The sequence below is a fragment of the Mangrovibacterium sp. genome (assembly GCF_041596335.1).
Classification (GTDB): Bacteria; Bacteroidota; Bacteroidia; order Bacteroidales; family Prolixibacteraceae; genus Mangrovibacterium.
On sequence record NZ_JBFHIT010000032.1, the window covers coordinates 1 to 12,589 of the forward strand.

The 12,589-nt window shown below is 38.5% G+C and carries 7 protein-coding genes; 1 reads left to right on the forward strand and 6 read right to left on the reverse strand.

Translation table 11 applies throughout. The annotated features are described in order from the left end of the window. Window positions 1-168 precede the first annotated feature (168 nt). The 6 genes from ABZD21_RS12070 to ABZD21_RS12095 all read right to left on the reverse strand — a co-directional run bounded on the left by ABZD21_RS12070 (window position 169) and on the right by ABZD21_RS12095 (window position 7,265). Entirely contained in the window at window positions 169-1,371 is a 1,203-nt protein-coding gene (locus ABZD21_RS12070; protein WP_372775260.1) for a DUF3883 domain-containing protein, read from the reverse strand. 167 nt (window positions 1,372-1,538) lie between these two features. Then, window positions 1,539-2,687 carry an HNH endonuclease gene (locus ABZD21_RS12075; RefSeq protein WP_372775261.1) on the reverse strand — a complete coding sequence of 383 codons (1,149 nt, stop codon included), beginning with the start codon at window positions 2,685-2,687 and terminating at the stop codon, window positions 1,539-1,541. A gap of 170 nt (window positions 2,688-2,857) precedes the next feature. Continuing rightward, window positions 2,858-4,390, reverse strand: coding sequence for a hypothetical protein (locus ABZD21_RS12080; RefSeq protein WP_372775262.1), 1,533 nt, complete (start codon window positions 4,388-4,390; stop codon window positions 2,858-2,860). Then, on the reverse strand, window positions 4,387-5,982 hold the full coding sequence (locus tag ABZD21_RS12085) for an O-antigen ligase family protein (protein ID WP_372775263.1): 1,596 nt from the start codon (window positions 5,980-5,982) through the stop codon (window positions 4,387-4,389). The genes ABZD21_RS12080 and ABZD21_RS12085 overlap by 4 nt, the downstream gene beginning before the upstream one ends. A 76-nt stretch (window positions 5,983-6,058) precedes the next feature. Next, the gene (locus tag ABZD21_RS12090; RefSeq protein WP_372775265.1) at window positions 6,059-6,484 is read right to left on the reverse strand and encodes a hypothetical protein; all 426 of its coding nucleotides are present in this window, start codon (window positions 6,482-6,484) and stop codon (window positions 6,059-6,061) included. 4 nt (window positions 6,485-6,488) lie between these two features. Continuing rightward, window positions 6,489-7,265, reverse strand: a complete 777-nt coding sequence (locus ABZD21_RS12095; RefSeq protein ID WP_372775266.1) for a hypothetical protein — start codon at window positions 7,263-7,265, stop codon at window positions 6,489-6,491. 992 nt (window positions 7,266-8,257) lie between these two features. Here ABZD21_RS12095 and ABZD21_RS12100 point away from each other — a divergent pair. After that, window positions 8,258-12,508 carry a hypothetical protein gene (locus tag ABZD21_RS12100; protein ID WP_372775267.1) on the forward strand — a complete coding sequence of 1,417 codons (4,251 nt, stop codon included), beginning with the start codon at window positions 8,258-8,260 and terminating at the stop codon, window positions 12,506-12,508. Window positions 12,509-12,589 lie beyond the last annotated feature (81 nt).

A 12,589-nucleotide genomic window follows, 5' to 3' on the forward strand; every position in this document is an offset into this window, starting at 1 on the left:
GAGTAACCAGCCTGAACCGGAATGGCACAAAACAAACCGAAAAATATCCGCTTTTTAGCTACCCAGTGGCACAGTTTGAACCGAAATCACTGGCACAAACCACTCCGAAATCGGTGGCACAAAACGAACCAGAATAGCCAATATGCACTGTGTTAGCATTTCGTTGTTTTATTCAAAAGTTATTTTGTATGTCAAAGGCTCAATTATAAATTCTTCGTTATTTTCAAAATCAGGATTTTTTATCCTTAGTATTTTAGGCGTTTCTGAATTAATTCCAGACACGCAATAAACATAGTAATTTGAGTAGATCTTTGATTTAGAAAACTCATTTCGTGAAATGATGAAACTTTTACTGTTTTTGTTTTCAGAGACTGCTTTTACTTCTATTTGTTTTTGACTTCCGTCAGTTTCAAACGATAATATGTCAAATCCAAGTTTTGGATTATTTGAAACTAATCGAACTTTCTCCGCTAAATCAGGAAAGTCATTTTTTAAAAATTCAATTTCATCTTCTAACACAATTTTCTCAGCTAAATCACCAATTTCCATTAATCTTCGATGATTTTCGATGTAATCAATTTCATTTTCTAAATCTGGCAAACTTTCTAAATCAACAACTTTTTCCGGTTTATAAATCTCTAGTTCTGGTTTTGCCTTGTCTATCAAAATTTCCGTTTCTTCTCGTTCTTTTAATTTCGATTCTTTTTTTGATTTTGGCTTTTCGTCAATACTTCCGAGTTGAAACCCATAAATCCAAAGGAAAGAATGAGCATCAAGTAATGATACATTCTGGAACCTTTGTGAAAGCTGTTTTTTAAATTGTTTTATTATTTCATTGTATTCTAAATAATTTCGCCAAGAGCAATTATGGCTTGTTTTGAAATCAATGCCGAGAGAATTAAATATTTTATCAAATTGCTCTTGAGAAATTGGCATGTATTTCTGAAAGTTTTTTATAAAAAATAGGTAGGCAATAAGTTGATAAGAAAACCCTATTTCATGGAATTGATTAAAAGCATTTTCATCTTCAATTTTGGTTTTAAAGAAGTCAAAAAGTAATTTTTCATTTTCCCTATTTGCTTTTAATTTTTTGAAATCGTCTTTTTTTCGCCAGTCGATTAGATTATTGCTGTTTAAATTAATTGCGTTTTTCACACATTCTAAAATTCTTCCTGTTCCGAGGTCAGCATCTTTCCATGTGTTTGTCAACAACTGATTTTTTGCATCATCCTTGATATCATATTTGTAATTTTCATGTTTAACAAGCAACGGATGATTTTTAAAAATTGAAACTCTTTCATTAGAAATTCCATTTCCAATTTTGCTAAATTCTAAAAATGCCGTTTCAAATATTTTTTCACTTATTTCCATATTTTGTGTCTGTCTTTTATACATTGAATGCTAACGGAAAATTCTATGAGTAGTGGCAGATTGCGTGGTAATTTCCTGTCAAACCGTTACGCTGTTTGAGCGGACTACAAACCTTGATATTTACCAAATCGCCTGCCATTACTTATACAAAATGTTAGGCAATGTTTTTATTCTTCATCTGTTTCATCATCTTCAAATACTTCATCAACTTCTTTGAGATAAGCAATAATTGGTTTCCTATCTATTCTTTTCTCAGGAAGTCCAAAACAATATGGTCTGATGTCAACAATTATCTTCTTTTTATCGTCCACAACCTCAATGTTTACGTTACGTACTTTTCCATAAATCATATAAACATTTCTTTGAGCAGTTCGCCATTTTGCAGAGCTTGAACCAAAATATTTAGGGTCAACCAACCATTCTACAATAAACTGTTTCTTTCTAATGTGGAATTTCATAAATACCGTTTCTCCATTAATGTCACCAGGCAAAGTGGAACTATATAATCCTCCTACATAGTAACAGTATTCACCGACAATTCCAGATTTAATTGATGTTTTGGTTAATAGTAAATCTAAATCCTTGAATTCTAAGTGAGAAAGTATTCTTTTAAAAATATCAAAGTAATGAAACTTCAACATTGAAGACCCCCATGCAGCAAAGAAAATGAGAGGTGTATTAGGGTTTCTGGCTAAATCTGCAATTTTTTGAGAATTAAGATTACTATCTATATCTATGAGGTTTTGCTTGATTAGGTCTTCTGTATAAGAGGTTGTTGGTATTTCTGAAAACAACTCTCTACTCAATTCTAGTATCCTTGGTACATTTAGAAAATCAACCTCAAAAATATTTCCATTCTTTGATGCTTTCTCAACGTTTAGTCGTTCGACTTCTTTTTCCCATTTCTCTTTTGACTTATATATTTGGTCTTCGGTCAATTTTAGAGATAAACTTTTACCATTTTTATGAGCAGTATCATGACAAGTAGGACATAAAACGGCTAGATTATAATATTCATTATTCTGACTAATAGAATACTCTTCCATATGATGAATTATATATGAACTTCCTTTCGTCCCTTTACAGACACAACATACGTAGTTTGCACTTTCAAGTAAGTGTTCTATAGTATTTTCATCAATTGGATGTCTTTTTATTAATTCCTTAACAAGTTTAACCTCCTCAGAATCTAATCCATAACGTTCACATAAATTCTTTGTAGATGTCTTATCAAAAGTAGACTTTGGCAATCCTAAATGAGATAGCTTTTCTGCTAAATCACTTGCAACTCCATATTGGATATAAGTTTCTCTCATAAAGTTCGGTTCATCTTAAATATTGCCTAACGGTGGCGCTATGAATAGTTGCCGGTTGCGGAGTGCAATCTTGTCAAGTTACATTGCAGCTACTGCGGGCTGTGAACTTTCAATTTTCTACTTTCCCGGCAATTATTTATGAGTGCGTGTTACCAAACGTGATTTTAATTTCAATACCAGTTTATACTTTTTTTATCTTCACCAAACACAAAAATTCGCCCATTTGAACATAGCGAATCTGATAGAAAATAAAACCGGTTAGTTTCCAAGCTGTTTGATAAAAGCGACCACTCATTCTTTTTCAAATCTTCTTGTACAATTTTTATGCAAACCTTTTTGTAATTCTTGTTTTTTCCAAATTCAAAAATCATAGCATTATTCTTAGCGTTATTCAACTGCCTGTTATTGTAATTTTTCATGTCAGTTTTCTTATGAACTCCAAGCGATGAACCATATTTTATTTCACCATATCTATTAATAATAAATGGCTCACTAATCACTTTGTTTTCAGGTCGGTTAAATGAAGAAAGGCAATATATGTTTTCTTTTGAAACCTGAGAAAAATTAGCAACTAAAGAACTTGGTTTATAAGAATAATCCACAGGTTTCCATTCTCCCCGGTGCCATATGTTCAGGTAAACGGGTTCTGCATATAAACTGTCTAAAGTTATTGAGATACTTACTGTTTCAAAGTATTCGGAGGTGACATCTAAAGAATTGTCTTCAAAAAAAACTGGATGGATTATGGAATGGTTGTTTTTTATGGAATTGTCGTTAATGCTTGAAAATTGCTTTCGAAATACTTTAGGTGAATTTTTGTACCTCAGGTTAAACAACCCCGGACCATTATTTGAAAGGGCATCGAAAGGATAGTTTTTTCCGGTTTTAATATCATAGACAAAACACCAGCCATGTCCTACTTCATCGTTAGCCCTTTTATATTGAATACCATCAAAACCAGAGGGTATGCCTAATGTTCTAAGTCCCATTACAACAAGATTGCACATATCATCACATTTTCCTGCTTTATCGTGGAGCAATTCAGAATAACATCGTACCTCTTTCTGTTTAAAATAGCGTGAACCTCCATATTTAAACTTCTTTTGATATATATTGTCAATGAAATTTGTTGCGGCCAGGACGGTGGAGAAACCGTAAATAGAATCTTTCAGACCAGAGAATTCAGTTAACACAGAATCTCTCCAATTCTCTAATTTCTCATAACTGACACGGTAGGGCAAAATATTCTCATAAAATATTGAATCAGATATGTTTTGACAAAATGGGCTATTATATTTGACTTCAAATGCCTTGTCAATGTTGTTTATTAGAAAATCGGAAGTAATATGCTCCAAGTCAGGTAAAAACTCTTCTTTTACATGCAAATCACCATGGACTGCTTGAATTGAATCCAACCATGCATTTTGTTCTTTTTCATTTTTAAAGTTAGAAATATTGAACCCAACAGGGTTGCCATTACTGTTAACTAACTCGTTGATATATGTCCCTTTGTCTTTCATGTTGGAAATTAGATAATAAGCTGCATGTAACTTATCTTTTTCACCCTTTCCTTTGTAGTGTTCAATAACTTCTTCAAGTTGTTGCCGATTATCTTCTGCTAACTCTAACGAATCTGCGAGTTTGTCCGGATATCGGCTGCATGAGATAAGTAAAAGGCATAATATTAAAATTTTTATCTTCATAGTTTACTATCATTTAAAAATGTCTTTGCTTCATTTTGAATATAAAATACAGAGTTTGATGGTATTTTTACTTTCTTGTTAATAATTTCAATCGCAAACATCTCTGCCATATCCTTTTGGCTTGTTTCTTTATATATTTCAAAAAGGTTATACAGTGGCAAAAACCGGCACGGAACCATATTTGAGGCATGTTCATATATTTTAATTGCTTTTTCTGTTTCACCTTTTTTATGGTAATTATCAGCCAAAAGCATTTGTAAATCATAATCATTGAACTGATTTTTGCATTCGGTTAGAATTTCTATGCTTTTATCATACTGGTTTGCAACATTTAGTTCAGCACCATAGTTGTATAGGAAAAACGAATTTCTTTTTAATGATGTTAAGTATAGTTTTTCGTATTCTGGTAACATTTTTTCGGTATTTCCCCGTAATGAACGCATTGCAATTGTTTTCCACTTTATTTCTGCCTGAATTTGCTTGGTGAAATGGGAAAGGAAAAAAATACATGCACCAACAACTATGATTCTCGCAATAATTGAAACCGTAGTATTTTCTATCCTGATTTCTTTAGATGGCAATAATGCAAGAAGATAGAATGCAAGTATTAACCAAACTGGAATGTATAGCAACGGGTACGAAAAACAAGCAAACACAAGGAAAGAAACTAAACCACTAAAAACAAGCCCTCTATTTTCATTCTCGGATTTTATAACTTTCCATAAAACGAACAAAAAAAGTGTGAGCACAACAATTAAAACTACTATCCCAAACTCAACGGCAACTTTTATAAATTCATTAAAAGGATGTTTAGCATTGTCTGCAAGTTGTGCATATTTTGAATCGGAGTTATTTTTGAAGTATTCAGCCTGGTAATCCATATACTTAGCCTGAAATGCCCCATATCCTTGACCAAGAACAGGCTTGTCTTTTATCATTTCGGATGAAACCTTCCAAATTAAAAACCGACCGTTTGCTGAATCCTTTTTCTGATAGTAAAGAGCAAAGCTTCCTATTGAAATTAAAGTTAAGCTCAAAGCTATTAATAGTTTGTAATGCTTCAACTTTTGAAATTTGCCTGTAATGCTTGTTTGAAACAGGAGGAATAGAAGTGTCGAAATTAAAATTGCCAATACTCCTGTCCTTGAACCGGAAAGGAATACAGCCATTGCAATTACGACCAAACCAATAACAACTGCATATCGTTCAATCTTCTTCGCCTTTATAAACAAATACAAGCCTGTTGGAAATCCCATTGCCAAAACCGCTGCAAACCCCGCAGGATTGCCAAAACTACCAGTAACCTCAAAATTGGAATTCATTGGTTGAAGCCAACCAATGAATTGAGAAATACCATAACAAGCTTGAATAAAACAAATAATATTTATACCCCATAGCATTTTTTTAATTGAGAACATACCAATACACATTCGTTTCTTCATCATTGCAATAAATAACAGAATAACTAATATCATTATGACAGCAAAGTAGTGCTTTGGAGTACTTGTCGTGTCTACAAATTTCTCGGAAGTACAAAATGTACTTCCAAGAAATATTAATAAGACAATAAGAGTTTGTGATTTCTTTAACATTATCTATAGGTATTTGGAATAGGTACATTTGTCTGGACATTAAGTTAAGTCCCAAACAACCTTTGTTGCTTTTACTTTATTTTTCCTCTTCGGTGGAAAATAACGTATAACCCTTTTCAATAGAGCCTTTTTTAAATTTTTCATCCAAATTCTGAATCCCGAGAGAATCTATCGCCCTATTTGTATCATTAAAACTCTTTTTGTAAATTATGTAGTAGTACTTTGATAAACCTGCTTTTTCAAAGTCTTTAGGTTCAGCAAGAAGTACAAATTGATTGTCCTCAACTGTTAAGTGTTCCTCCAATAACTTATTTATCTTCTTTTTAGTTTCTAATTGGCTTTCTGTAAGAGTGCTATCGGGAAATCCTGAAATGGATAATAACTCTGTTAGTGTATCCTTTGGAATCGCTGCATATAATTCGTCAACGTTGGTTTTCAAACTTTTTTTGCTATTACAAGCAATAAAGAAGACAAAACAAAATAAATATAAATAGATTTTCATCAGCTTAATATTTAAATGTTCCTGTACCTCCATTGGTGCTTGAAGTCTTAAATGAGAATTTACAAGTAGTATTACTGCAATGTGGAGTAATTGTAGTTGTCCATGTGCCATTTACCCCAACTCCACCTTTTATCGCTTCGGTTCCGCACGTCCCAGCCTTTATATTAAACAGGGGTGTTAATGTAAATGGAGAATAACAAGTTACATTGATTGGGATTTGAGCATCCATTGGTAGCCATATTGTTGAACTTCCCCAGTCAAGCCCACCGGTGCTAACATTAACAGTTCTTTCACCAGGTTGCTCTTGACCAGATTTAAGTCTTACCTTAAACTTACTATCTATCTGAAGTGTATTCTTTATGTAGTCCTCTGGATTTGACAATTCTAATACCATATTTTTATTTCTTGACCATTTTTTAATAGAATCATTGGTTGCCTCTATTTCACGAATCATTCTTTCAAAATCTGAATCAAGAATATGTAGTTCTTTTGATTCTTCATGAGACATGTTAAGTACATATTTACCCTCTACAGCATCCAATTCAAGAAATCGAACTGCTATCATATTAGCTTCTTCGGAATCCCAATAAAATCCATCACTTTTAATATCTCTTAAATCGGAATAGTCCATTGTTAATAAATCATTCTTCTGATATTGAATTGAATTCATTGGGTCTTCAAAATCATCACTACATGAGGTGTAAATTGCTGTAAATGAACTAATTGCAGCAATAACAAATAAATATTTCAAATTTTTTAAGTAATTTTTATTTAAATCCATTTTAAATTTTTTTTTCAAAGTCAATCATATTATTTATTTAAACTTTGATAGTTAAATATTGTTTGAACTTTCTGGTTTAGAATATTTCGGCTTTCAAGGGTTGGGGCTTCTTTTGCTTTTTACCCGTTTCCGTAATTTAGAACTTACTTCTAATTCAATTCTAAATTAATTGTGCTCCATGTTAACTTGTGTCCATCGTGTCTTTTTTATCATGTTTGGTAACTCTGTTATCTGTCCCCTAAAGTTATCCAATGACAAAAGATTTTCAGATTTATGGATAACTGTTGTTCCTCCCATCCAATTTACGATAAATATTTTTTAGACTGATTTTAAATTTGGTGGAATTGGTGATCCTGGATGGCATCGTTCTGCACCCGGTGAACTTAACGATTGAGGAAATGCCGGAGAATGGTGCTCTTTCTAGGTTCTTGGCCGGAGGGCATTGTGGGGCGCGGGCTTTCGATAAGCAACAGAGGTATGCCGCGCTATCGTGGCAGGCTAAAGTTGTAAGTCGGCAACCTGCCACGCACCGGCGGCAGGCTTTTGCAAGGCAACAAAGCCTTGCCCTGAGCTACCGGTGTGTTCCCGCAAAATAACAAGCACCTGCCACGCGCCAACGGCAAGCCTCCGAAAAGGAACATTGGCTTGCCGGGCAGCAACGGCAAGCCTCCGTTATTCTACTTGCCGGAGCTCCGCTGAAGAGAAATACGACAGTTTGATTATTGGGGATTTACCTTCCAACAGGGAATGCAGATCACCAGAAAATGAATTGAATTATTTCCACTGCAGGGGATAACTGGTTCTTCCATAGCGGGAAAAGCAAGCCAAAACGAATCCGATAATCGATCGGCTTTCAGGTTCTATCTGCCAAATCTGAAAACGTTCTTATTTATTTCTTAAAAACTTCCGAAGTTTAACAAAACATCGTTAAACATTTTGCATCTTCCAAGGTCTAAACAACCATTTACACCAACTAAAACAAAAACCTAATCATGCTCCGAAAACTGAAGTTAATTCTGCTTGTCCTAATGGTTTCCATCGGGAAAGTTTACCCCCAGGATAGTTTCCCGCTACAGGTCAACAACCAACTCAATCGGTACATTCTGGGCAATATACAGGAAAAGCTCTACGTACAAACCAACTCCGGGCAGTACTATCCGGGCGACTCAATCTGGCTGAAAGCCACCCTCGTGAATGCGATCAACCATGTGCCACTTGGCAGTGAAAACCTTATTTACATCGATCTGATTTCGCCTGAAAATAAAATGGTTAGCCACGAAATGTTTCCGATCGACAGAGGCTTTACCGACGGATTTGTTGCCCTGAATCACAAGCTTCCGGCCGGGAAATACAAGCTGCTTGCCTACACCAATTATATGTGTAACTACGCCAGCGATTTTCTTTTTCAAAAGCCAATTGTTCTTCTACCCAAAGGCTCAGACCGAACGCAATGGGAGTTTAGCTCGCGGGTTGTTCCTTTCGTTTCGGGCGATTCGGTTTTTGTGAAAATCCATGCCCAAAGCCCGGAACGAGAGATCAACGAAGAAGTGGCCATCCGGGTTCAGTTGGCCCGGGGAACAATGCTCGGAGCTACTTGCATGGTTCGCAACAACGAAGGACGTTTTAGTTTCGCGGTGCCCGACTCGCTGAAATTGCCGGTGGCCCTTATATCGGTCAATCAGAACGGGAAAGCCAATGGCGGCGAAAAGCACCGGATAAAACTCTCGGTACAGAAGCCCGACTTGCAGTTTTTGCCCGAGGGAGGTGAGTTGGTGGCCGATCAGGAGAATGTGCTGGCCTTTCGCTGTATTGATTCGGATGGAAACCCGATGCCCGTGTCAGGCGAATTGCGCAACAACGACGGAAGCAGCATCGCCCGATTCAGCAGCGAATATCAAGGCCTGGGCAGTATCAAAATAACTCCCCGGTTCGGACAAAATTATCAGGCACGTATCAACTTCCGCGATTCGGTTTTCACTTACGAGCTGCCGCAAATAAAAGAAAAAGCATACTGCTTGCGCCTGTTGGAACAAAGTACGGACAGTCTTCGTTTTGCGATTCTGAAAAACTCCACAGTAACGGCGAACTACCTTCTGGTTGGCCACTGCCGGGGCAATACAAAGTTTATGAGCACCGGTATTCTCAACGACAACTATTTTGAGTTTGCGATCCCTACCGACGATTTTCCGGAAGGAATAATAACCTTCACGCTCTTTGTGAACCGCATTCCACGTGCTGAGCGACTGGTCTATCATGACAAAAACAACGACATTCAATTTAAACTGATCAACGAAACAGCGGGAGAAAAGCCCGGTTCGCCGCTTCGCTTTATGCTACAGGCCAACCACGCTGACGGACGCCCGGCGCAAGGAAACTTTTCGTTTCTGGCATGGAATCCATTGCTTGAAAGTTCGCTGGATTCGCTGGAAAACATTCGCAATTACGTTTTGTTTTCCTCCGATCTTCAAGGCGAGGTTTTGGCCAACACGGCAGTTTTTAATCCGACCGATCCGGCGCGGAGCCGAAAACGCGACCTAATGCTGTTAACCTACGGCTGGCGCAGATTTACCTGGGCTGATGTGGCCGGTTTTACGAACGAAACACCCACCCATGAACCGGAGCCCGGGATTTTTATGAACGGCAGAATCTACCGTAAAGCCTCGACCAAACCGGTTCCTAAAAACTTTGAAGTGTCGATTATTCTGATTCATGGAAAATCAACTCACATCGACAAAGCCTACACCAACGAAAATGGACAGTTCAGCTTCACCCTTCCCGCGTTTACCGATTCGGCCAGCCTGACCATACAAACCAAAAACCGCTGGGACAACCAAAAGGACTACATCATCGACCTAACCACAAATCTGGAGCATCTGAGACTCAACTCAATGAGCTTCGAAAAAATTTCGAAACGCGGATTGTCTCCCCTGGTACTTAATCTTCCGCCAACAAACTACACCGAACAAGAGCACACGACAAAAGACGCCACTGTTGCAAAACCCGGTTCCCCAAACATACGCAAACCACGAATTGACAACTATTATTTTCCGGGCAAGGATACCTTTATGATTGAAGAAGTGGTCGCCCGTTCAAATTTCCTGAACCGGCGCGATTCGTTGATTGCCCAAAGTGGCCAGCCCGATGTGGTGATTGAATCGGCACAATTGAAAAAACTGACTGAAGAAACAGCCTGGTATTCCGATCTTTGGGATTTACTGGCGGATCAGGTACCGGGGTTGAAAATTGAAAAAGGATTTTACGATCCGCGCATCGCTAAAAACAGCAACCTGGTCATCACCAACCAGTCCGACAACAGCAGCAGCAGTTCTGATGGAGAATCAACCTTTTCGGGCACTCCGGCAGTCTATTTTAATGTCGCCGGAAATCCGGATGGCTACCTGTACATTTTTGTCGACAAGGACTTTCTGAACAACAACTCATTTCCACTGTACGATTTTCTGAGCTACATGGATCCCAGCGAAATTGAAACGATCAATTTTATCGCCAAACCCCAAAAGTACGGCATTGATATGCCACTCGACTATTTCTCGGCCGAAGAGAGCATGGAGCTTATAAACAGCAACCTTCTGCAACCAGATGAAGAAGAAAACAGTGATATTATGGAAACCACTTCTACCGACCAGGAGGCACTCATGGAAAGTCTGAAGCGAAGCAGTGCACCGCCATCGTACCTGTTTATCACCACAAAGTCGAAAGCCGGAATATTTTACCAACGCACAAAAGGGCTGCAAACCTTGTTCCTGACCGGCCTTAGCCCTCAACGTGAATTCTACGTGCCCCGATATCAAAACAGCAGCTCAAGCAATCAAGCCCGAAAAACCATTTTCTGGCAACCACAAATTGTGACCGACAGCACCGGAAGCGCACAAATTGCCTTTCCAACCGGGGCGGGAATCGACAAGCTAAACATTCAGGTACAAGGGATTACCGCAAGCGGTGAAAGTGGTTCGAATACCTTTTCCGTTGCACTTAATAACCATTTAAAAGAAGAACCTATTCAGCCTCAACTTGCTGAAAACAAACAAAAGCCGAGCACCGAATCGCTCAATCCGTATCAATCACTCCGTTTGTATTCGGGCATTATTACCGATGCGGAAAGTGGCAAACCGATCCCTTCGGCCGATTTGATCCAGCAAGCTCCGTTCTACCATGAGCGGACGAACAACGATGGTGAGTTCTTCCTTTCGTCCGATCGGCTTCAGAAGAACGCTGTTGTGCTCGTTTCCGGGCCGGGCTACCAAAGTCGCCAATTAACCCTTCCGGCTCAGGCTGACTCTATTCTTCAGATTAAGCTTGAGAAAACGCCGGTTCTGACTGACCCGAATGCCGGAAGAGCGGTAACCATCGTTCGCAATGCCATTCAGGAATCGCGGAAATTATATGCCTCAGACGAAAGCTACCAGGGCTACAACCGCGAAACCGTAGCGATTGATCAGGATGTGTTCGGCATCTATGAAATGGCGTTCAACTATTCGAACGCCGGATATCCCGGATCTACCGGCGCGATGCGTTTTGAAACCGTGAAGTTTAAGAATATGGAAGACAAAAGTGGCCACCGTTTGATGTTGCTGAAACCGAACCACCGAAGTTCGTTTTATCCGTTGAAAGCTGATGTACTGGCCGCTACTCCCGAATTCTGGAGGCAGGAAACAAGCTATCAGTTCGATTACGATCTAATTGGCCAGATTGAATACGATGGCGAATTGTGTTACAAAATCCAGTTTCGCCAAAAGAGCGACTTGGTGGTGGCACTGCAAAGTGGCGTACTTTATATTGGCACCGAAACCGAAGCTCTGCGCTATGCTTCGTGGACAACATCGCCCGACAAACGGAAATATCTGAGTTACATCAGCTACCTTCAGTCCAATCCAATGGAGTACGATGTGCAGGTTACCGACGATTTAAACGAAGTGAACTACAGCCTCGTAAACGGAAAACTTCGCTTATTGGGAAGCAAGTCGCAAATTCAGATTTTGGTGAACGACCAAACCTATTTGCAGTTCGAGAATCAACTGTCGGTTGTTGGAATGAGTCAGCGCAACTACAAGGACATTCAGAATCAAACGACGGATCAGCTAATAGAAGATGAAAAAGCGAATCACATGATGATCAAGGATGCGCAATACCGGATTGATCCGTGGGTAAATCTGGGAATTGTGAAACCGGAGAAAAAGTTAATTGAAGATGCCAAATTTCTGCACGACATAACCATGTATCAATAGTCGGGCGGCAATTGCACCGATCGATTTAAAGCGCAGACAGCCAATGGTTGCCTGCGCTTTAAACAGAAAAAACCTGCTCCG

Excerpts from the sequence above, each read along its gene's own strand:
- ABZD21_RS12100 (WP_372775267.1), top strand. The coding sequence starts at position 8,258 with ATGCTCCGAAAACTGAAGTTAATTCTGCTTGTCCTAATGGTTTCCATC.
- ABZD21_RS12080 (WP_372775262.1), bottom strand. The coding sequence starts at position 4,390 with ATGAAGATAAAAATTTTAATATTATGCCTTTTACTTATCTCATGCAGC.
- ABZD21_RS12085 (WP_372775263.1), bottom strand. The coding sequence starts at position 5,982 with ATGTTAAAGAAATCACAAACTCTTATTGTCTTATTAATATTTCTTGGA.
- ABZD21_RS12075 (WP_372775261.1), bottom strand. The coding sequence starts at position 2,687 with ATGAGAGAAACTTATATCCAATATGGAGTTGCAAGTGATTTAGCAGAA.
- ABZD21_RS12070 (WP_372775260.1), bottom strand. The coding sequence starts at position 1,371 with ATGGAAATAAGTGAAAAAATATTTGAAACGGCATTTTTAGAATTTAGC.
- ABZD21_RS12095 (WP_372775266.1), bottom strand. The coding sequence starts at position 7,265 with ATGGATTTAAATAAAAATTACTTAAAAAATTTGAAATATTTATTTGTT.
- ABZD21_RS12090 (WP_372775265.1), bottom strand. The coding sequence starts at position 6,484 with ATGAAAATCTATTTATATTTATTTTGTTTTGTCTTCTTTATTGCTTGT.